6 protein-coding genes and 2 pseudogenes are annotated in these 25,613 nt (G+C 28.8%); 6 read left to right on the top strand and 2 right to left on the bottom strand.

Going from position 1 to position 25,613, the window contains the following annotated elements; translation table 11 throughout:
- The coding region (locus tag QZ114_RS09000; RefSeq protein ID WP_295502420.1) for a zeta toxin family protein at positions 1-552 on the top strand (552 nt) is incomplete at its 5' end.
- Between the two features lie 143 nt (positions 553-695).
- Here QZ114_RS09000 and QZ114_RS09005 read toward each other — a convergent pair.
- Together QZ114_RS09005 and QZ114_RS09010 are read right to left on the bottom strand one after the other, a co-directional pair.
- Positions 696-1,482, bottom strand: a pseudogene (locus QZ114_RS09005) (IS630 transposase-related protein).
- Between the two features lie 150 nt (positions 1,483-1,632).
- Positions 1,633-2,635: pseudogene (locus QZ114_RS09010) on the bottom strand (IS30 family transposase).
- A gap of 219 nt (positions 2,636-2,854) precedes the next feature.
- On the opposite strand from QZ114_RS09010, the gene QZ114_RS09015 reads away from it, so the two are divergent.
- Genes QZ114_RS09015 through QZ114_RS09035 form a run of 5 tightly spaced genes read left to right on the top strand, consistent with a single transcriptional unit; the run spans position 2,855 to position 25,602 of the window.
- Positions 2,855-3,427 carry a TetR/AcrR family transcriptional regulator gene (locus QZ114_RS09015; protein WP_295502422.1) on the top strand — a complete coding sequence of 191 codons (573 nt, stop codon included), beginning with the start codon at positions 2,855-2,857 and terminating at the stop codon, positions 3,425-3,427.
- Between the two features lie 14 nt (positions 3,428-3,441).
- A complete protein-coding gene (locus QZ114_RS09020; RefSeq protein WP_295502424.1) occupies positions 3,442-10,656 on the top strand; it encodes a condensation domain-containing protein in 7,215 nt (2,404 codons plus the stop codon).
- Entirely contained in the window at positions 10,640-14,908 is a 4,269-nt protein-coding gene (locus tag QZ114_RS09025; protein ID WP_295502426.1) for a condensation domain-containing protein, read from the top strand. Before QZ114_RS09020 ends, QZ114_RS09025 begins: the two co-directional genes overlap by 17 nt.
- 21 nt (positions 14,909-14,929) lie before the next feature.
- A complete protein-coding gene (locus QZ114_RS09030) occupies positions 14,930-24,913 on the top strand; it encodes a condensation domain-containing protein (protein ID WP_295502428.1) in 9,984 nt (3,327 codons plus the stop codon).
- Positions 24,910-25,602, top strand: a complete 693-nt coding sequence (locus QZ114_RS09035; protein WP_295502430.1) for a thioesterase II family protein — start codon at positions 24,910-24,912, stop codon at positions 25,600-25,602. The genes QZ114_RS09030 and QZ114_RS09035 overlap by 4 nt, the downstream gene beginning before the upstream one ends.
- Positions 25,603-25,613: the final 11 nt, after the last annotated feature.

Raw genomic sequence — 25,613 nt, forward strand, 5'->3', positions numbered from 1 at the left:
TCTCAGCATCCACACTATTTAGAACTGCAGCAAGAATATGGCAAAGATAGTGTAGAATACACCAAAGATTTTGCAGGTAAAATGGTAGAGTCTTTAGTAACAGAATTGAGTCATTTGGGATACAATCTTTTGATAGAGGGAACTTTACGAACGATTGATGTTCCAAAGAAAACAGCACAACTCTTGAAAAGTAGGGGATATGAAGTACAATTAGCCTTGATTGCGACAAAGCCTAAGCTGTCCTATCTGAGCACTCTTATTCGATACGAAGAACTGTACGCTATCAATCCAAATCAAGCACGCGCAACTCCAAAAGAACATCATGATTTCATTGTAAATCATCTAGTTGATAATACACGACAATTGGAAGAACTAGCTATCTTTGAAAGAATTCAAATTTATCAACGAGATAGAAGTTGTGTATATGATTCAAAAGAAAATACAACTTCAGCAGCAACCGTTCTTCATGATTTACTATTTGGAGAATGGAATCAAGTGGAGAAAGAGATGCTTGAATCTGGAGAAGAAAGATTGAAAGATTTAACTAATTGAAATGGTTGTTAGATTTTTGATTTTAAAATACAGCTAAATTTCCAAATTAAGTTCCACCTCTAGTACAAGTGGAAGTTAGTCTGATAAAAATTATAAAAACCAGTGGAATTCCGTGTCAGAGTAAGTTCCACTGGTTTTTATAGTTAATTGAAACAAGAACAAGATAAAAGAGCCTCGTAAAAGGTATTGCAAGTTGGTAATACCTTTTTGAGGTGCTTTTTGATATGAGCCCATGTTTTCTCAATAGGATTGTACTCAGGTGAGTAGGGAGGAAGAGGTAAAAGTTTATGCCCAAACTCTTCACACAAGACTTCTAGCTTACCCATTCTATGAAATCTTGCATTATCCACAATAATAACTGATGGTGTATTTAATGTTGGTAAGAGAAACTTCTGAAACCAAGCTTCAAAAAAGTCGTTCATCATCGTCTCTTCGTAAGTCGTTGGAGCGACTAACTCACCATTTTTTAGCCCTGCAACCAAAGAAATCCTCTGATATCTTCTTCCAGATACTTTACCTCTTATTAACTGCCCTTTTAATGAGCGACCATATTCTCGATAAAAATAAGTATCGAACCCTGTTTCATCTTCTGGGTCTTGTTCATAGTAGGTATGGTTCTTTTTTTCGAGTGTAGCCCATTGCTTTGAGAGCATAGTGGATGGTAGTTGGATGACAGTTAAATTCAGAAGCTATTTCAGTCAAATAAGCATCTGGATTGTCAGTAAGATAGTTTTTAAGTCTATCTCTATCAACTTTTCTTGGTTTTGTTCCTTTTACTTGATGTTTTAGCTCTCCTGTTTTCTCTTTTAGCTTTAACCAGCCATAAATGGTATTACGTGAGATTTAGAAAACGTGTGCTGCTTCTGTTATACTACCTGTTATCTCACAATAGGCGAGAACTTTTTTACGAAAATCTATTGAATATGCCATAAGAACACTATACCACATTATGTACTATTTTTGATTCATTCTACTATAATAATGCTTGATTTCATCGCTTTTGTAGCCGAAATGAATCGGAAAAAAGAGCGCACAAAATCCCCTCATCTGAAACGTTTGAATGGGGTTTAAAGTTAATTTTTAGAACTTATGTTGGAGTAATGTAGAAGATTGACAGACGTCTTCTGCAGGTATTTTAGAAATACCTAGAAGCTTAGAAATCTCTTCTCCATAAGTAAAGGCAAAGAGTTCATAAGCTGATTTTCCATTCAAAGCAGCGCGTTTGACACTGTTGACATGCGAACAGACGAGATTAATATCCTCTTGAGTTAAGTTGTCAAAAGAAGTTCCTTTAGGTAGAATGTCGCGAATTAGCGTGTGATTTTTCTCAATTCTCCCTTTCTGGTCAGAGCGATTAGGATCACAAAAGAAGAGTTTACTCTCTCCTCGAACATCCATTTCGATATCATCAACCTTGGCAAACTCTCCACCATTATCGGTAAGGATGACAGGGAAGAGTTGACAGAAATCTTTGTCAGCTTGGTGAAGAGTGTTCTTGATATCATAGAGGTGTTTGGTAACCTCAAGGGCAGTTTTATTATCGAGAAGTCTAGCGAAGATAAAGTTACAGAAAGAGAGATTGAAGGTGAGTAGGACTTTACCTCCCATTCTGCCCAGAACTGTATCCATTTCCAGCCAGTAGTTCAGTTGGTTGAGGGATAAATAATTTTGGAAATCCTCATAGGAGCGGCCTTTTTTGGCTTCTTTAGGAATGGAAGGTAGATTACTTTTTCTTCTTTCTTTAAATTTAACGGCTCTGGCTAGGTCAATAGGAGCGATAGATAGGTATCCTTTTCAGATATGTCGATAGACAGTTGAGGAGCTGACATCAAGATTGTGAGTTTTGAGGATATGATAGATGTGTTGTCCCTTTTTAACCCCATCAGAAATGATTTTATCCATGTCCCAGAAGGTCTTGGAATTGAGGGGAGTTCCTTCACGAGCTTCGACAAGTCACTTTTTTAGAAACAGTAGTTGGATTTTTTAGTATGAATTGTCCAATAGCTTTGAAGGTTTTACTGCACTCTAAATCTAATTAAATATCATTACCGTCTGAAAGGGGAAGGTGTGTATGTTTTATAATAGTAGACCTCATTTTTAATTCAAACGTCTCATACTTAATTACACCATAAAAATCTGTTTTAGACTAATTTCCACTTCGGTTAGACAAATGTAAGTTACTTTGAGAAGTTACCCTATTTAATAACTTAACTTTTATATTGTTCATTTTTGTCAAAAGATTTCTAAAGTGTTATAATAAAAATGACCAGATAATTTTTTTGGGTCATAAATGGAGGGGGAAATGGCGTTTACAGATTTAGAAAAAGAAAATATAAAGAGAAGATTGATAAATAGTTGTGAAAAAAAATGGTCTAAATTTGGTTATAGAAAAACAAAGGTTGAAGAATTATGTATTGAAGCAGGTATTTCAAAAGGAGCATTTTACAAGTTTTACAACTCTAAAGAAGAATTATTCTTGGATGTTATGATTAATGTTCAAAATCGCTTTGTTAATCAAATTTATAGTGGATTACATGAAAATATAACGAAAAAAGAATTTGCTAACTTATTGAAAAATGTTTACAAAGAATTTGTTAAAATACCATTCATATTTGAAACACAATCTCCAGATTTTATTACATTTATTAATAAATTACCAGATGATAAGGTAAAAGAATTGACCTCACGAGGTAATTATGATTTAGATAAGATTATTGGAGAAACAAATTTAATATATTGTGTGGATAAGAGGTTAGCTTTATCTAGCCTAGGTCTTATATTTTCTCCTATTCCTGAGGAGGAACAAAACTTACTAGAGAAAGTTGGAACTATTGACTTTCTGATTGATTTGATTGTTGATAATATTTTTAGTTAGTAATGGAGGATAGTATGAATTTTGAAAATTATAAAATGCCAACAGAAGTAGAGGCGGGATTATTTGCTTTATGCAATCAAAAAAAGAATAAAAGTCTTTATACAGAGACTTGGTGCTATGAAATTGACTCAAGTATAAAAGTGAGTGATTTAGAGCGTGGTATTGTTGAATTTATGAAGTATGCAGAAGGTTTACGAATGAACTTCTTTTCTGTAGATGGTAAAATCAGAAAAAAATTTAATGATTCCAAGGTATCTATAAATAATGTGACATCTGACGAAAAAACACTGGAATCTCTTATTTTAGAATATAAAAATCGTGAATATGATTTAATGAATGATTTATTGGTAGAGTTCAGTATATACCATGAATTAGATAATAATTGTCTATACCTATTGATAAATTCTCACCATATTGTTACAGATGCATGGTCAAAAAATTTGATTCTTTCCGAAATAATGAAGCTAAGTAGGGGTGAGCTACTAAAAAAAGAGTTAGAATTTCCTATAAAAGAAAGACGAACTGTATCTGATAAAATTAAACAAGAATTTAAACTATATCAGGATGTAATTCGTAATTATCCTACTAGATTAAATAATTTTTCAAATCACAATGTAAATAATACGGGGTACTCTCTATCTCATTTTTTTAATAAAGATAATGTATCTAAGCTTATGGAAAATGCATATAAAAATAGAGTTTCTTTATTTTCATATTTACTGAGTCTTTTCTATGTTTATACATGTCATTTTTCCAAGGAAAGTAATTTTAATATCGGAATTCCTTTTGCTAAGAGACTTGATAAGGTAGATGAAGAAAGCTTAGGTTATTTCGTTAAAATTTTACCTTTTGGTTTGAGTAGTAAAATTGAAAATATTTTAGATGATATTCCTGGATATTTTAGAGAGACACAAAAATTATTGTTGAAACTTTCTTCATTTCTGCCAATTGATAATAGTAATGATTTAGCCATAAATACAGTATTTAGTTTTCAAGAAACCGAAAAAATAGACGGAATAAATAGAGAGTTATTTTTAACTCAAAATGGTGCAAAATTTGAGCTGACTGTTAACTTTAAAAAAGCTTATGATGTGATGGCGTGCGAATTTGAGTTTTCTGATGAAGTTTGGAGTAATAATTCATCAGAAGAATTTTTTGAAGGTTTTTGTGAATTTATTTACAATATCCTGGATGATCCTAATCTTAAATTATTAGACAATATTCTCTCTATTGATAAAAATAGAAGTCAATCAATTATTAGTGGACCACAAAAAAGTGTGGAATCTAATATCTATGAGAGATTTTTAATGATTAATAAAAACTCCTCGAAAGTAGCTATTATTGAGGACGATAATGTTATTACTTATAAAGAGTTAAATGAAAGAGTTAATAAGTTTAGTCGCATATTAAGAGATTACAAGCTAGATTTTGAAATAGTATGTTTGCAATTATCTCGTAGTATAAATTCTATTGCACTTATTTTGGCTTTGGCTAAAAATAATGTAACTCACGTTAATTTAAGTAGATTGTACCCTGAAGAGAGAGTGAAATTTATTATAGATAGTAGTGGAGCAGATCTATATATTTCAGATTATGAAATTCCAGATTTCATAGATATAAATTCTATTTTACTTTCTAATCTTTTAAAATTAGAAAAAAATACTGATAACATTTTTGAATCGTTAGTGGATGATGGAAGTACTTTTAAGAATGCAGATAATAAAATTTTTGAGCTAATTTACACATCAGGAACAACAGGAAAACCTAAAGGTGTAAAAATAACACAGCAAAATATTTTAAATTTTGTTGCAAATTTTGATCGCTTTTCTCTAAAACAAACGGATATTTTTACTCATTCGACTTCTTATACATTTGATGCATGGTTTTTTGAAGTATGGATGCCATTATTAAATAATGCGAGCATATATATTATTAAGGATCCAATAATTGAACTTTCAAATTGGGATTTTAAAGAGAGTATTTATAAGCCAACTGTTTCCTTTTTTACTACATCGTTATTTAATTTGTTAGTGGATAATGGCTTTATTGGTAAACTTAATAGTATCGATAGAATATATATTGGTGGCGAAGTAGCATCCGAAAAATTTATTAATAAAGCAATAAATGAGTATAGAAAAAAGATAATCAATGTTTATGGACCCACTGAAAATACTTGTATCACTTCTACAATGCTTTTTGATAAAACAATAACCGATGAGATTCCGTTAGGGAAAGTCATCACAAATACTTCAGTTGGTATTGTTAATTCAAAGAATGAATTTTTACCTCGTGATATTTTTGGAGAGATTGTAATTAGCAGCGATAGTCTTATGGAAGGATATTACAGAGATGACGAAAAAACTCAGGAAAGTATTGTATATTTAAGAACAAGTTCAGGTACACTAGAAAAATTTTATAAGACAGGAGATATAGGAAGGATAGGTCATGATTCTTTATTATATTATAAATCGAGAAAAGATAGACAAGTAAAAATTCGTGGATTTAGAGTAGAGTTATCTGAAATAGAAATGCAAGTTATGAAATTCGACGGAGTAAGTAAATGTGTTGTTGATTTTAACAAAGATAATCTAAGTAGATCACTTTCTTTAGTTTATGAAGGTAGTATTTTAAGCAAAGATTTAAGAGAGTATATGATAAAAACATTACCTCCTTATATGATCCCGAATGAAATTAAGCATGTTCAAGAATTAAAATTGAATATTAATGGAAAGATTGAGCAAGAGCTGAGTTATATTGAAGAAATCAAAGAAGAACACTTGATTGATAAAGAATCAAGTAATAATACTAAAATAGAAAATATTATTTTTGAGGCGATAAAAGAAACTCTACAAATCAAATATGTAAATAAAGATGTTGATTTTTATGAATTGGGAATTGATTCGATTGTCTCTATTCAAATTTGTTCTTACTTAAATAACAGAGGAATAGATGTAAAAGTATCCGATATTTTTAATTACCCTACTGTAGAATTATTGACGGAAAGAATCCAACACATAAAAAATAATTCTAATACTTCAGAGTATTTGAGAACTTGGCGAAAAAATAAGTTGTCGCCTATTCAAAAATGGTTCTTTATTACACAACATGAAAATAAATCTTTAAATCATTTTAATCAGACTTTTCTTATAAAATTAACCCCTTACATTGAGAACGATGAGATTCTAAGGGGACTGCGAGAAATTATCGATGTATTTCCGATTTTTAATACATATTTCTCAACAAAAAACAACAAGTGGTATCAAACTATGAAAGATACTTATAAGTACTTTATTGAGACTTACAGTGTTGAAAATTATAGTGAGTTTGAAAAATTATTAGCGACTCTTCAAGGGAGTTTAGATATACATGAAAAACTATACAATTTTTGTTTAATTAACTTCAATGGAAGGGATTATTTATTCTTTGTCATTCATCATTTAATTATAGATGGTGTTTCCTGGAGAGTTTTTCTTGATAATTTCTCTAGAAGGTTAATATCCATAGAAGAAAATAGAGGAAAAATTATAGCTCCAAATTTTTCTGAATGGATTAGATATATTGAAGATTATAAGGTTTCGGAAGATGTTTCTGAGTATTGGAAAAAATTTGAATTATACCCTCAGAAAAATAATGTTCGTTTTTCAACTTTCGATTATGAAGTAATAGAATTTTCTTCAAGAGAAACAGAACGTTTTAAAGAGATAGTAAATGAAAGCTATTTTGCAGATATGGAAAGTTGTTTACTGTCTATAGTTTCAAATGCTTTTTATAAAAATTTTATCTCACAAAAATTCTTAGTCAAAATTGAAGGTCATGGTAGACCTTGGAAAGCAGAGCAATTTAACGATAGTTTAGGATGGTTTACTGCTGTTTATCCATTTCAAAGTAGAACTAAAGATAATTTAAAAGATAGCATTATAGATATTCATAATAGATTAGGAAGCGTTCCAAATAAAGGATTTGACTTTCAATTAGAAAATGACTTAAATTTTGATTCTGATTTTTCATTCAATTTTATGGGAGAATTTTATTCAAATAGTTATAAAAATTTTGAAATATGTTCAATGTTTCGAAAAGACGATTTTGATTTAAACTTATTTTCTACAGATTTGGTGTTATTTGTTCCAATTATTGTGGATGGAAAGTTGCAGTTACGAGTTTCATATGCTAGGAATTTAGTAAATGAAACTGGGATTAAAAATACTTTGGAATCCTTTATAAATTTAATGAAAAATTTCATTAAGGGAAGTCATTCACGATATTTACCAGTAACCTCTTTGCAAAGTAGTTTATTGCTGAAGGATGTTTCAGAAGTGAATACTGGTGCTTATGTGATTCAATGGAGTGGTTATTTTAAAGAATTTGACTTTTCTAAATTTCAAAATTCAATTAATAAACTGATTAGAAGCACAGATACTTTAAGAAGCGTTTTTGAATTTAGTGGAACCAATGCTATTCAACTTATAATGAAACCAGAAGAATTCTTTACTAATAGCTATATAAAAGCTTTAGATTGGTCAGTTTATTCGAAAGAGGAATCTAAATTAAAATTAGAAACTTACTTAAATGATAACAGAAGTAAGGGATTTGATTTGAATAATGGACCACTATTTAGAGTTACAATAGTTAAATTAGGTATTGGGTATTACCTTGTTTTCGAGCATCATCACATTATTTTAGATGGTTGGAGTATGCCAATCTTATTTAAAAAATTATCAAGATTTTATAGTGATTCGAACTCAGATGATAACAATAATAATAAACTAGATAGTTTAAACTCTACATATAGATATATTGAAAATAGGAAAAAAACTTTAAATACTTCAATATATAGAAAAGTTTTTGAAGACTATAATCCTGTTGAATTTTATGAGAAAAATGAAGAAACTACTGGTCAATACCAATATCTAGGTTGTTTTGAAAATAGTAATAAGCTTAAGTTGTTTTTAAAAAGACACCAAATAACTTTGAATGAATTCTTTTTAAGTATTTGGGTTCTAGTATTATCTTTTACATTTGGTCGTGAAGATATCTTATTAGGAGTAAGTTTATCTGGTCGCTCCACATTTCCTATAAATATTTTAAATTCTATAGGAATGTTTGTCACTACATTACCATGTAGAATTAAAAATATTGAATATTACACTAATATAAACACGCTTTTTAAAGATATTCAAACTCAGTCATCTCAAATGCAAGATAGCGACTTAATATCGTGGAATGATTTAGCTCTTCAAAATGGTTTCAATGTAGACATACAATTTGGATATGTATTTGAAAATTATCCTATTAGTGATAAAGACGAGTTCTTTTCATTTGATAAATTCAAAGGTAAGGAAAGAGTGGATTTTCCATTAGCACTCTCAGTAACTGAAAATATTTCTCAAATTAATTATGAGTTGCATTATAAAGGTGAGACACTTAGTGAAGATGCAATAAAGGTAATAAGTGATTTATTTGATAATATTGTGAAATTATTACTTGAAAATAATTTTGATTCTCTCAATGCTTTGAAAGCTGTTCTAATAAAAAATAATAATCTTTATCCTAAAAAAAGAGATACTATCTTTGAATTTAAAGATAATTTTTCGTATGAACTAATAAATAACTTTAAGAAGTATGAATCAAGAATTTTTATAAAAAGATTTGAAAATGAACTGTCATATAAAGAGGTCTTTTTAAAAATTGAAAATATCATTGAAAGGACCAAGATTAAAGATTCGGATGTTGTAGGGATTTTAAGTAATGACAGATATGTGCAGACTCTATTAGCAATTGCTTGCTTTATTTCAGGAGCAACCTATATTCCTTTAGATGATAGTATGAGTGATGAGCGAATACAGTTTATAATCGAAGATTCAAGTATTAACTGTATGTTTACTGATGCAGGTGAGTTTCAAAGATTGGATGGTAAATCTAATCTTGTAGATTGCAACGATCTTGCCTATATTATCTATACGTCTGGAACTACAGGTTCCCCAAAAGGAGTAAAAGTAAGTAAAGAGAACATTCTAAGTACAATTGAAAATCTAAAAACTAAGAATATTTTAAATAAAGATGATATAGTTTATCAAAATATGTCAATGATTTTTGATCCTTCAATTATGGATATTTTATACCCTATTGTTGTTGGAGCGTCAATTTACATTCCTCAGCAAAGGTTTTATGGGGAAGAACTGGAAGAAGTATTACAAGAAGAAAAAATTACAGTATTAACAATGACACCATCATTACTTAGGGTATCTAACTTATCCAAAAATACTTTTTTAGAGAAAATTATAGTTGGAGGTGAAAAATTACGTAAAGGTGACTTAGAAGGTATACCAGATAAAATAAAGATTTATAATGAGTATGGACCTACTGAGGTTTCTATTGTTGCCTCTACTTTTTCTATAGATGAGAAAAATAGAAATCAATATGATTATTATCCAATAGGAAAAGGTTTTGATAATATGAATTATTATGTGGAATCTAAGGAAGGATATAAATTGCCTTATAATGTTCCAGGTGAGCTTGTTATAGAGGGACCACAAGTTTCAAGAGGTTACACCCAAGAATTATTAAATGATAAAGTATTTGATTTTTCAGAGAATCGTTCAAAATACCGAACTGGAGATATTTGTTTTATTGAAAAATCAGGAAATATCGTTTTTCTTGGAAGAAATGATAGACAGGTTAAAATCAGAGGTTTTCGAATTGAACTTGAAGAAATCGAAAAAGTAGTAAATTCTATTGAAGGAATACAGTTATGCCAAGTTTTAGTTGATGAAAATAAGACGAAACTGTATCTAGCATATATAGGAAATGTGAATGAAAGTAGGGTACATGAAATAGTATCGAAAAAGCTTCCTGATTATATGCTTCCTCAATATATTAAGAAGTTTACTAAGTTTCCATTATTATCAAGTGGTAAAACTGACTTCAAATCATTGATATCATCACTTGAGAAGAATATAATCACTTTTTCAGAAATGAAAGATGAAGAGGATAGCGAAATCAAAAATACGATAAAAAAACTATTAATTGATATTGTAGGAATTGATGATAATTTCAATATTAAGTGTAACTTTTTTGAATTAGGGGGAACATCAATTCTTGCAATTCAATTCATTAGAAGTATTAACGATTCATTAAATATTAGTATGAAGATAACTACTCTTTTTGAAAGTAATAGTATTGAGGATTTTATAGAGAAGGTGGAGGAATATATTGATGGAGAAAGTATATAATCTAACTCCTTTGCAAAAGGGAATTTGGAATCGAATTAAATTATTTGGGGAAAATACAGAATATGAAATCCCTTGTTTAATAGAGTTATCTAAAGAGTATACAGAATTTGAGATTGAAAAATCACTTAGAACTCTAATAGAATACAATGCCGCTTTAAGAGTTAAAATCTTCGGTTCAGATCATCCTAAACAATCCATATCAAAAGTTCAAGAAATAGATCTTAAAGCAGAATATCTTGATGTTAATTCAGAAGAAATATTATTAAAATTTTTGAAAAGCAGTTCAGTGAGTATAGATAATAAATTGTCAATTTTTAAATTATATTGTTTTCCAGAACGTAAAATTTTAGCTTGTAAATTTCATCATATTATCTTTGATGGCTTCTCTGTACAGCTTTTTGAGAAAGAACTCAAGACATTATTAAGTGGACAAATTCTTGGAAAAAGAGGAACAGAATACGAAGAACTGTTAGAAAATAATAATGAATCCGAGTCATCTAATAGGTTTTGGAAAAAATATTTAGAAAAACCGATAGACCTTTTGGAACCGAATAGTATTACACATATTCGGAAGAGGGAAAAAATAAGAGTAGAACTTAATTTAACAGGAGGTGATTTAAAAAAATATGCAAAGAAATTTGGGACTACAGAATTTTGTTTAGCATTATCTTCAGTAAAAGTGTTTACTAGTTGCTTTTTTGATAAACAAAATTTACTAGTTGCCACACCTATAAATACACGCAAAACACTGAATGATAATAATACTATAAACTTTATGGCCAATGTACTTCCAGTCATATTGCAACTAACTCCCAATATGACGGTGAACGAGGCCTGCATAGCGATACAAGATATTTTAGCAAAAATAATCAACTATTGTGATTATCCTACATTAAGTGTATCTAATCATCTAAAGAAGAATACATCAATGGAGAAGGTAGATAATTTCTTTTCTATTGTATTTGATATGAAAAAAATAGTTAACACTGATTTGGAGAACTTAGTGATGGATTATTCAAATGAAACAGAATATCCACTACTTTTAAGTTTTGTTCAATCTGATAATAAAACTTATTTAGAATTGAATTATGATTGCGATTTTTTAGATGATTTAATTGCTAGTGAATTTCAAGAATCATTTAAAAATTTTATTGATGTATTTTTTGAAGATACAAATAGATTTATAGCTGACTTACCAATATCTTCAAAAAATTTCCATAAAATGTTACTAGAACGTAATGACATTGATTCAAACCATAATATATATGATTCAAAACTATCGTATATAGATAAGGAACATGTAGAAATATTCTATGGTGATAAAAAATTAGATTCAGAAAAATTAAGAAGATTCTCGGATTCTTTCAAAACATTCTTATCTCAAAATAATATATCAAAAGGAGCTAAAATAGCTGTATGTAACAGCAACAAGATTTTGAATGCATTGTTATTTTTCTGTATTCAGGATAATCAATGCTGTTATATTCCTATTGATTCCGCTTATCCTAAACAGAAAATAATTGAAATATTAAATGAATCGAATCCTTTGTTTTTATTTACAGATATTAATGGCTTAAACTTTAATAGAACTTTCTTCATTAAAAGTGTAGCAGATTTTGAAGATGTTTTAAAAAAATCAATAGCTGATATAACAATTACTGGAAGTGAATACTTACCTGATACTTCATATATTATTTTCACATCTGGTTCAACAGGTAAACCAAAAGGAGTCCCTATTTCCTATAGCAACTTGTTTAGTTTAGTTTCGATATATGAAAAATATTTTGATATTTGTAACGAGGACAGAGTTGCACAAGTATCTAGTTTTTCATTTGATGCAAGTATTTTTGAAATGACCCTTGCGTATTCTAGAGGAGCAAAATTAATAATATTTGATAAAAATAAAGGACTAGATAAATTTCCTCAATTCATTCAAGAAAGCAATATAACTCACTTTTTATTAACACCAGACTTATATACTTTGTTAGATTTTTCTGACTGCCATACTTTGAAATGTGTAGTTGTAGGAGGTTCGAATTACAAAGAAAACGAGACACTTCCATCAGCAGCAAAGTTAATTAATGCATATGGACCGAGTGAGTCAACAATTATGACAACGATAAAGTTTATTAATAAAGATACTGAAATGAATAATATAGGGCAAGTTCTGGATAATTCAAAAGTAATATTGATTAATAGCTTTGGCCAAATAGTTCCCAAAGGAGTCAATGGGGAGATTTGTATCCTTGGAGAAGCAGTATTCCAAGGATACTTAAATATTGATAATTCTTCAACATTTAAGACAGTTAATTATAATAATAAGAAGTTTATATACTATCCTACCGGAGATATTGGATATTTTGATAATAATAATGATCTTCACTTTGTTTCCAGAACAAATAACTTAGTAAAAATAAGAGGGAATCGTGTAGATCCAAATGAAGTTTCAAAACTTTTGATAGATAAACTAAAAGTAAAAAATGCGATTACAATTTTTTATAAAGATAACTTGTACGCATTTTATTCAGGAATACAATCTATAACAACTCTTTTGAACTCTCTGAAAGAGTTTTTACCAGGTTATATGATGCCACGTAAAATCATTAATTTGGAAAATATTCCGATTAATACAAATGGTAAACCAGACATTGCGGTTTTAAAAGATAAAATTGATAAACTTGGGACTTCAGCTCGCAGTATTTCTGAATCAAGTTTAAAAAGTTTATCACCGATAGAAAATGATTTTTTAAGTGTTTTTAGAACAGCACTAAATAATCAAAATATCAATTTGGATTCTAATTTTTTCTCTGAGGGTGGCGATTCAATAAAGAGCATACAAGTTGCAAATGAATTGGGCAAAAAAGGCTATAATATCTCTTCTATAGATATTTTAAAAGCGAGTAAAATTGGAGATATTTATGGAAATGAGTTTAGTTCTCAAACAATATATGATCAGGCTGAGGTTATTGGAAAAATAAGTCTTACACCGATTCAGAAATGGTTTTTTGAACATAAATTCTATAATATAAACTTTTGGAATCAATCAGAAGTATTTGATATTGAGGGTGAATATTCTGAAGAAGACTTCAAAGAATACTTTTATAAGTTACGTTTAATACATGACAATCTTAGAATAAAATTTGCTAAAAAAGGTAATAAATGGTCAGCTACAATTAGAGAAAATAATTTAATTGAAGCTAATAAAGAATTTTCTTTTATCAATTTATCTGGAGTTAATTCTCAACAATTACAGATTGAGAGTAATCAAATTAAGCAAGATTTAAATGGAAATCTTGATATAGAAAAAGGTATATTAAATAAACTCTGTGTAATTCAATATAGTGAAACAAATTTTAGGTTAATTTGGGTAATGCATCACCTAATTTGCGACAATATTAGTTGGTCAATACTAAAATCAGATTTATTTCTATTGTTAAGTAAGGATGATAATCCTAAATTATTAGATAAAAAAACGAATATTAGGCAATGGAGTGATTACCTACAACAATATGAAGTTAGTCAGGAAGTTAAAGAGATTTGGAATGAATATATTGATGACAAAAAGAAATTAAACAATGCTTTCAATACTCAGACAGATAATTCTATTATGAAAATAAAAATAGTAGATGACTGCTTTATTTCAGAGAGTATCATAAAATATTTAAATAAACAAAATATTAGTATGGAGTTGTTTTGGTTAGTCGTTTTCAGTAGAAGTCTTGCTGAAACTTTAGATTTGGAAGAAGTTTGGATTTCAAAAGAAAGTAATGGAAGGAATAATCATCCATCTTTCATTCAATTAGATAGACTTGTAGGATGGTGTACTTCAGTATATCCTATTTGTATTAAAAATCAACATACTTTAAAAGAAACATTATCGTTCAATCGTTTTAAAATTGAACAAATGTCATCAATTGGTTTTGATTATCATATGATCAATTCTAGTTTACAAGTTCCTAATATTTCATTCAATTATTTAGGAGATATAACTACTGAAGATAATCTGAAAAATATCGCAGAAACCTTTGATATAAATGAGTTCGATTTCTTTGATGAAATAGGTTTAAATGTCATCAAGATAGAAAATAAGTATTATTTACTTATAATGTTTAATGAACAAAATTCTATTAAAGTTGAATCTGTTGTTAGTAATATAAAAGAAAATATTTCAAATAATTTCGAGCAAGAACATGGAATTCTAGGGTTTGGGTTATCTCAAGAGACTTTAATTAGTTTAGAAGACTTATTTTAAAAAAATTATAGGAGGATAAAAATGATGAATACAAAAGCAGCTTTTCCTATGTTAAATTTACAAAGAGGCATTGCTTATGAATGCCAATTAAATCCTGAAACGCCACTATATGTTAGTCAGATAATATTAGAAGTTAATTATCAAGATATTTTTAGTTATAAGAAAGCTTGGGAATTTATTTTAAATAAATACGAAATCTTTAGAACTAGATTTGTATTTGGGAAACTTGAAGAAGATGTCCAAGTTGTAGTTGAGCAAAGTGAGTTTGTTTGGGAAGATAAGGACATCAAATATAATAATCTAAAAAAATTGGCTGAAGAAAAAAGAAATCTATTGTTAGATGATTTTCCGTTGACAAAATTTACTCTTGCAAGAACAGAAAAGGGAACTTTTTTGATTTGGACATTTCATCACATTTTGCTTGATGGTTGGAGTAGTTCACTTGTATTGGAGGAAGTTGATAAAACTTATATTAGGTTAACAAAAAAGGGTTTGGAATCTGTGTTGATTGAAGGAGATAATTCTTATAGTAATTTTGTATTGTGGAAACTTTCTAATCTACAGAACAAAGATATATCTTTTTGGGAAAAATATTTAAAGGGATACAACGGTTTCAAATTTCCGACTCTAACTAATGGTAAGCGTTATGATTCTTTTGATGAAACTTATATTAATACAGATATTTCCGCTAGAAAAGTTGAAGAATACTGTCGAAAGAATTCTGTTTCCACAGCAACCTTTTTTCAAACTATTTTTGCTGTTTTTCTCAGTCTATATACTAATCAAAAGCAAGTTGCTTTTAATGTTATTGATTCAGGTAGAACAGGAGGAAGTTTTCCAAACTTAGATAAAGTAGTTGGGTTATTAATTGATAATTCAATACGTTACTATGAAATTGATGAAAGCAATGTATTTTCCACATTTTTAAAGAGTGTACAAGATAAGGAGTTGAGAATTAAGGAAACAAATTTGTATCAATCATCAGTTCGTTCGCCAATATCTATTCCTAATACAAATGTTACATTTGTATATGAAAATTATCCGACCTCAGAACAGAATGAGAGATATAGAATAATATCTGGAATTGAAATGTCAAGCGATGATATTACATTCTCAGTAGGAGCTAGTGGAGAATCGTTTGATATGAAATTGATGTATTCTCTAGATATTATTAATCATATTCAGGCTAATGAAATTCTTAAGACGATACAGCGATTTATTAATATTGTTCTTAAAATGGATACACAACAAAATGTGGCAATAGTAGTCAAAGATTTTAATAAGGAGATTAGATATAGCAAAGTAAGTTCTTCACAGACGGTTCTTCCTAGTTTAAAAAGTTTTTATGAACAATTTAAAAATATTGCAAGTAAGAAACCCAAAAAAATTGCAATCAATGATGAAACAGAAGTTCTAACTTATGAGGACTTGTGCCAAAAGATAGAACTTTTGGTAGCTAATTTACACAAACTAGAATTGAAAAGTGGTAAGTCGGTTGGGATTATAGGGAATAGAACTGCTAATAGTATATCTTTAATGGCAGCACTACAGTATCTGCAGATTCCATATACTTTCCTTGATGATAAAAATACTAAAGAAAGATTAGAATATATATTATCCGATGCTGAAGTTGATTATGTTATAAATTGTTATATTAACCCAAAGGACTTACCAAATATAGGTAGTAATTATGAAATAATCAATTATTTTAGTTTAGAAGTCAATTTTAATGATGAGATAGAAAATATAACAATTGACAATAGTTCAACATTTTGTCAATTGATTTATACTTCTGGTTCAACAGGAAATCCTAAAGGGATTGAAATGACCTTCGAAAATATATTGTCACTTTCCTTTGATAATGGCTTTTATCATATTAAAGAAAATGACAATTTTGCACAAGCTTCCTCAATGGCTTTTGATGCCAGTATTTTTGAGATTTGGTTCCCACTTCTTAATGGTGCCTGCGTTACAATTATACCGGATCCCGTTATAGATTTATCGAATTGGAAGAAGCGAATTGAAGAAAACGAAATAACAACAGCTTGGCTCACATCTGGCCTGTTCAATACATTTTCTGATTTGGATATATCTATATTTGAACCATTAAGATCAATTTTTGTTGGAGGAGAGATTATCTCTCCAAAGCACATCAAAAATGCAATGAGGCAGTGTAAAGAAACTCAATTTTATAATGGATATGGTCCAACTGAAAATACGACATTTACTACAGTTTATGAAATTCCTAGTGATTTTAATACAGATAATCCAATTCCAATTGGTAAATTATTAAATAATTCAGGAGCTAAAGTAGTTGATGATTTTGGGAATGTTGTACCAATTGGTTTTCCTGGTGAATTAGTGGTCAGTGGAACTGGAGTAACAAACGGTTATCACAAAATTTCTTTAGATACCCCCTTTACTTATAATGATTTTGGAAAATATTATAATACTGGTGATATTGTAATGTTTGACGGTGAAATCTTTCATTTTGTAGAAAGAAAAGATCGTCAAGTAAAGATTAGAGGTTTTAGAGTTGAACTGTCAGAGATAGAGCATGTAATAGAGCAAATACCTAATGTAGAAAAGGCAGCAGTTATAGATATTACCTCAGAAGGCATAACAAAATTACTTGCATTTTATACAGGAACATTGGCAGACGAAACTTTGAGAAAAGTGATACAAGATAAGTTACCAAATTACATGTCGCCAAGTCTTATCAAAAATGTTTCTAGTATACCTTTGACGTTAAACGGCAAAGTTGATAAGAAAAAATTATTGGAAGCTGGTGATGAGATCCGAGTTTCTAACAAGTCAGATTACTCAGATAATAAAAAAAGATTTTTAGAAATTTTGTCTAAATATTCGAACACTGTAAATATTGATTTAGACTCAGATTTATTTGAAATTGGAATAGATTCCTTGATTGCTGTTAGGTTGCATAATTTGTTAAATGATGAATATTCTAAGGATATTTCATTGAAAGAATTTATTGAGGCTGGTTCCATTAATAATATGATCGATTTATATGAGTTTAATACACATAAGAAAATTGCAAGTGAAAAAAAATATAATGAATTGATAATATCAGAGAACAGTCAAGATGACTTCCTATCTTTAGCTACTGAAATTCAAAAGTCGATGTATTATTTTCAAGTGGAAAATGAAGAGAAAACTATTTATAACATTCCTTATGTTAGTAAACATGAGAAGACTAAGTTCTCACTGAACGAACTTTCAGAACGATTTGATTTATTTATAAAATCTAATCCAATTTTTCATTCCTATTTAAGTGAAGATGAAGATGGTGAGCTAGGATGGTACAATCTTACTTCAAAAAAATTATATAAGATTAATCATATAGAAATAGACTTTGAAACAGAAAATAAGATCAATGATTTAATACAAAAAGAATTGAACTATAATTTTATTTTATCAAATAAAAAAGAGCCACTGTTACGTTTCACTATTCTTGAGACTCCAACCTGCTACTATTTAATTATTGTGGCTCATCATATAATAGCTGATGGAAATTCAATAGATATTCTACTTGATAATATCTTTGGTTCAGTTGATAGTTTGGATAAAACACAAGATTATTTTAAATTTTTGAGCTCATACGAGGAAGACTCACCTGAAGATATTAGCTATTGGGAAGACAAACTAAATAGTGTACAACCTATTCCACTATTTGATAAAGTTGATGAGGAATTTGAGCATTTAGGCAAAGCTGAAAATCTCTCATTAGATTTTCAATTTTTTAAAAAAATCGAAAAGCTATCTGTTGAATATAAGGTATCTAAATACAATGTTTTACTATCGCTTTATTCACAATTCTTAATGCTCTACTTTAATCGGAATAATATTTTTGTTGGTACACCTGTTTCAACACGTACCGATGAATACAATACTTCTTTTGGAATGTTTTTATCATTTCTCCCAATAATTAGTAGTAGAAATAGTAAAAAAACATTTTTAGATAATTTACTGGTGGATAGACTAGAGGTTTTAGAAACGATAAATCATTCTTCTGTTAGTTTCTCATCGTTAAGCCAATTAATGAATACAAAAGTAAGTTTATCTTCCATTGTACAGGCAGTATTTAATTATCAAGAGGGTGGGAGAGAGGTTGATTTTTTAGATAAGGATATCATTACTAAGCATAGAGACTATATTCAGTTCCCGCTAACTTTTACTGTATATAACTTCCCTTCTCAGGCATTTGTACAAGTTGAATATGCAAGTAATATGTTTAATAGGGAACAAATTCAAAATTTATTACTAACATTTAATAAGTGGTCAAATAGAATACTGGATAATTTAGAAAAACCAATGGGAACTATACCTTTGTTTTCTGAAGTTGAGAGTGCAGATTTAGTAACTGAACTTAATCCTAAGTTTATCTTTAGAAAAGAAGAATTGGGAACGTATTTAACTCACTTAAAACCTAAAAATAATAATATCGCAATTGTAGATTCAGAAAAATCATTAACCTATGCAGAAGTATATTATTTAATCCTTATGCTTGATAAAAAACTGAAAAGAATAGGTGCATATAAAGGGATGAAGATTTGCTTCTTTGGAGTACGTTCTTGGCAACAAGTTGTTATATTTTATCTTTGTTTGCTTAAAAATTATGTATACGTTCCAATAGATAGTCAACACTCAAAAAATAGATTAGTTGATGTAGTATCAGAATTAAAACCAGATTTGATTCTTTCTTCTGATGAATATTTTGATGATGAATTAGAAGTTATTGAAGTAAATAGCTTATTCGATAATAATATTTCATCAGAAATTCTCATCAAAAATCCATGTAATAATCATGTGAGAGATTTAGCGTATATACTTTTCACTTCAGGAACTACAGGTAAACCAAAAGGGGTGCAAATTTCTAGAAGTAATTTAGCACATTTTGCATCTACCTATAAAAGAGATTGGTATTTTGAAAAGGAATGGCGTAGTTTATTTTTGACTTCAATTTCTTTTGATGCAAGCATCATGGAAATGATGAGTGCTCTTTCTTTGGGGAACTCTCTCCATATCTTTTCTGATGAATATCAAAATTTACCTAATTTTATAAATGAAAATAAAATAGAGTCTATGATCATCACACCATCACTATACAGTATTCTAGATTTTTCTAAATGTGAAAATCTAAAATTGGTAATAAATGGAGGAGATAAATTTAGAAAGAATAATACTATCCCTCAAACAACAAGAGTTGTAAATGGGTATGGACCAACAGAAGGAACAGTTGGGGTAAGTAATGCTGACGTATTAGTTGATTCTACCATCGGAATACCAACTTCAAATTCCATTGTATTAGTTATGGATAAACTATTTAATATATTACCAACTGGTAGTGTTGGAGAAATTTGTATTATTGGACCATCAGTTATGGTTTCTTATGTGAATAATGCTGACAATATTGATAAACTGTATTCCCCACCAAGTTTTCTAACCCCCTACGGGTCAAAAATCTATAGAACTGGAGATTTAGGATATTTTGATAGTAAAGGTAGGCTTAATTTTTATGGAAGGAATGATGGACAAGTAAAAATTAGAGGTCACCGAATTGAATTATCAGAAATAACTGGTCGAGCTTTAGAAGAGTCACAGATCAAAGATGCCTTCACAAATTTAGTTGAACTGAAGGCAGGAAATACAAAGTTAATTGTATTATATGTGGTTTTACATTCAGGAGTTGAGTTTTTTGAAGATAAGTTTAAAGAAAAATTATCTAATATATTACCTAGTTATATGGTTCCAGATAGAATAATGGTAGTGGATTCATTTGAACTTACTGTTAATGGAAAAATTGATACGACTAAATTACCAAATTTGGGAATAAAAAATAGTATGATAGAAAATGATACAGATATCACTATTTTTGAAAAAGACTTACTTTGTGTTTGGAAAGAAATTTTTAATTTAGAACAGATCAATATCCATACAAATTTTTATGAGATTGGTGGAGATTCAATAAAAGCAATTCAAATTGTATCTAAACTTCGTAAAAAAGGATTTGATTTATCTGTTTCAGATATTTATAAAAATCAGACTATCAATTTAATTTCTAAAAATGCTCTTAAGATCGATAAGAATTCGATGGTATCTAATAATATAAAAGATTATCAATTTGTAGATAATTTTCCTATATTACCAATTCAGGAATGGTTTTTTAAATTAGATATGAATGTTTCTAATCATTGGAATCAGTCAAATTATTTTGTGATTCAAAGCGATGATGAGCTACAAATTTTAAATACAATACACCAAATTTATAATAACCATCCTATGCTCAGAGGAAAGGTTATAAAAAACAAAGAAAATTATAAAATAGTTATTTCTGATAAGGAGGATTTTAAGATACAAGAGATTATCCAAAAATTCTCTGATAGACTTACTTTAGAGGAACAATGGTCAGAATTGCAGAGTAGTTTGAATATATATAAAGCGCCTACTTCAAGGATTGCGTACTATGTTGAAGATGGAAAGACATTTATTTATTGGACAGTTCATCATTTGTTTATTGATTCGTATTCTTGGATAGTTATAAAAAATGAATTAGAGGTCTTAAATAATAATATTAACTATCGTTTAAATCCGGATATTTTAACAGATGAGGAAGTAATTCAAAATATATTAGATACAACATTTCATTTTCCTAGTTCGAAGAATAATTTACTGGATACTAGTACAGGAGTGAAAGAATATATTTTTGAAAATGAAGAATTTGCTAAAGTAGGTGAATCTAATTTTGGATTATTAGTAAGTAGTTTACTTTGTACAGTTATATCTAGGATTGAAAAGAGTGATCTAACTGTTGTCAGAGAAAATAATAGTAGATTTAATGAAGTTAATAAAAACTATGATTTCAGCCAAACAATAGGTTGGATGACTGAATTTAATTTTCATCATATTTCTAAGGATTCAAAATGGGAAGAGAATTATGTAAGTCTATTAAAAAGTTCACAAGATTATTTAGATTCTGAAGTTTATTTTTATTTAAATATCACTGATATGTCTAAAAAAGTACAAAATGATTTTATTTTGAGAGAGACAAGTGATATTAATCAAGCTAACATAAAAGCAATGCCAGCAACAATTAATATTATTTGCTATGATTCAAAGGTTAGTATCACTACTCTAAATCTGAAAAATACTGATTTAATTTTGAAAGAATTAAATAAAGAACTAAAAGTTATTAAAAAGTTTGCTGGAATTGCAAAATTTGTAAAAGAGATTGAAAAATTAGAATATAATGTTATTTCTGCTGAAGAATTTTCTGAAATTTATTTGCAGTATGGAGATGATATAGAATCTATTTACCCTCTTTTTCCATTGCAACAAGAGATGTCATTATCATCTGTGAAATCAGCATCTAGCTATATTAATCATATTTCGTGGATTTCAAAATTTAGTCTTGAAAAATTTGTTAATCGATTTACACAAGTGTATTATAAATATGAAGCTTTGAGAACAAGCATTTATTATACTGACCGCCTTAATTTTGTTCAAATCATTAAAAATAAAGAGATACCATTGCAATTTAACTACTATTCGATTGATGGTTTAAATAAAGAAAAACAGGAGGAATTTTTAAATAGAATTATACAAGAAGAGGCTGGAAAATATATCCCTAGAAATGAGAATAAACTATACGGCATATATATTTTTAAAATTGATAATGACAATATCAGAATTCTGTGGTTGTTTAATCATTTAATTTTAGATGGATGGAGTATAGGGATTATTTTACGAGAGCTTTGGTCAGAGATTAATTTTCCACATGAAAGTTCTATAACTAATTTACCTTATATAAAGTGGTTGTTATCTAATAAAAATGATACTGAAATCTATCAAGTAAATTCCGATGTACAAAATAGAATTGGAAGAGTGTTCTCTAATGAAGAATTGACAAGTCTCGAAATGAGCCATAATGTTGATAAACATTTTACTATAAGTAAAAATTTATCGGATAATATTCTTACTTTTTCTAAAAATAATAAAATTAGTGTAGCTAATATTTTAGGTTCTTTATGGGGATATATTCTTTGTAGTTTAAGTAATAGCAATACTGTCATTTTTGGTTCTGTGAACTCAGGTAGAAATTGCCCTATTGACAACATTGAGAGCCAAGTTGGTTTATTTATAACTACTAATCCAGTTTATTTTAAGGTGTATAATTCAGAGTCTATTTTAGTATTTTTAGAACGAAATTCTAAAATATTAGATGAATTAAATCAAGTTTATTTTGTTGATCAAAGTTGTTTTAGAAGACAATACGGCTTGAATGAGAAGGAGACATTATTTGAGACTATTTTCGTGTATGAAAATTATCCAGAACCCGAAGCGAATTCTAACTTTATTAAAGACTTTAGAGCTAATGAGCAATCAGGTTTGCCTCTTAGTTTGAGTGCAGGTGGAGATAAAAATTTAATTTATAAATTGTCGTATAATAGTCAACTTGTTTCTGAAAAAGACATTGATATTATAGGAAAATGGATACAACTTCTTCTTGAGTATATCGTGATGTACTATAATGTAGAAAAGAAAGTAACTAACTTGCCTAATTTGAGTCATGAAATTGTATTAGGGAAACATATCAATTGTCAACTAGGTGCTAAAAAGAAAAGAACAGATATTGAAGATTTGAAAATGACAAAAACAACAAAAAATATTATAGACATTTATTCAAATGTTTTAGGTCACAATAAATTTAATTTAAATGATAGCTTCTTTGAAATTGGTGGGGATTCTTTAAAATTATCAAAATTAATATACTTCCTGAAAGAAAAATATAATATTAAACTTGACACATTAAGTTTTTTTGAAAATCCAACTTTAAAATTCATCATTGACAATGAACCAGTTACTTTTGAAGTTGACAATAACCATTCACTAAGTCTCCCAGAAGTACAACTTGGAACGAGTTCGTTAAAAATGGAAAAAAAGAAATCTATCTTGATTACGGGAGCAACTGGTTTAGTAGGGAGTGAACTAGTATATCAGAATTTGAAAAAGGGATATGATGTTTATTGTATTACAAGAAGAACAGCAAAGAGTGCTGAAGAGAGAGTGAAAGAATGTTTAGATAATATTTCAAACACAAATGATGATATCTGTTTTAAAAAACTACATGTATATTCAGGTGATATTACTAAAGAAAATTTTGGATTATCAAATCAAGACTATGAGTTTTTGAGTTCAGAAGTTTCAATAGTTTATCATGCAGCAGGAAATATTAATTTTATGTCTTCATTTGAGGATTCATACAACACTAATGTTAGTGGACTTGATCAAGTTATGAAGTTTGCACAGACAAATGTTATTAAGAAAATAAATTACCTTTCAACTTTATCAGTAGTTGGACATGATCACTATTTAGTTGAGGATATTAATATGGCACCAATTAGTTATGTGAAGACAAAGGCTATGTCCGAGAAGTATCTTAGACAGTATCGTACAGTTAGAGATAGCGTAATTATTTCCAGACTTGGAAGAATATCAGGTAATACTAGAAATTCATCAATACCTAGAGATGATCTATTTTGGAGATTGATACAATCAATTATTCAATTGAAAGCATACCCAGAAGAATTTTTAGGAAATGAAACTGATTTGACTCCAGTTAATGCAATCGTAGAAAAATTAATAAATGACACTGAAAAAGGGGGGAGCAATAATCAGATTAATAATTATTTTTCAAATTACATAATTACTTTTGATAGAGCGATAGCTCTGCTAGAAAGTTTAATAGAAGATAACCTACAAAAAATCAGTTATGAAGAATGGTTGAATCTAGTAGAAACTTCTGATGATAATAATAGCATCAAAGTACTTGCTCCTTTATTTAGAGAAAATGTATTTTATGAGCCCGAAGAAGCTACTATTGTTTCTGAAAATTCTCCTGATATTGGTTATCAAAAAGATATTTTATTTGGAAAAAAACTTGAGGATGAGGTGTTTATATGCTATGTAAAAAATCTCTTATCGTGAACAATGAAATTCAATTGCTAGTATTTCCTCATGCAGTAGGTTCATTAGGAAATTACATAAAATTTAAAAGAGTAGATAATTTGCATTTGGTAGATTATGAACTCCCAGGTAGAGGACATCGTCTTTCAGAAGGTATTTATGATATGAATCAAATTATCAACGAGGTAGTCTCGTGTATCGATTTTTCAAATGAGTATATTTTATTCGGTCATAGTATGGGAGCTTTTATAGCTTATGAAATTTGCTCTTCAATTGAACGAAGGAAATTACCAAAGCCTAATAAATTAATTTTAAGTGGTCAAAATCCTCCTAATTTAAATAATAAGTTCGAAGAATACAAATATTACTCTATTAAAGATTCTATTAAGTATTTTAAAGAAATGGGTGGCACCTCCAAAGAAATCTTAAATAATACTGAATTGATGAGTATATATACTGATATTTTAAATAAGGATTTGAATTTTTTAAATATGTATTTAAATAATTTTGAGTTTAAGAGACTTGAGACGAATTTAGAAATTTGGATTGGTAAAGAAGATAAATCGATATTTACTGAGAATTGTCTTGATTGGAAAGATTTTACTAGTGGAAATTGTAAATTACTTCAATTTGAAGGGGGACATTTTTTTATAAATAAGTTATTGTCAGAAAGTAAAAGATTAAGTGTTCTTTTGGGGATGAGGTTGTAAAATATCGAAAG

The organism is uncultured Streptococcus sp. (assembly GCF_901875575.1).
GTDB lineage: Bacteria > Bacillota > Bacilli > Lactobacillales > Streptococcaceae > Streptococcus.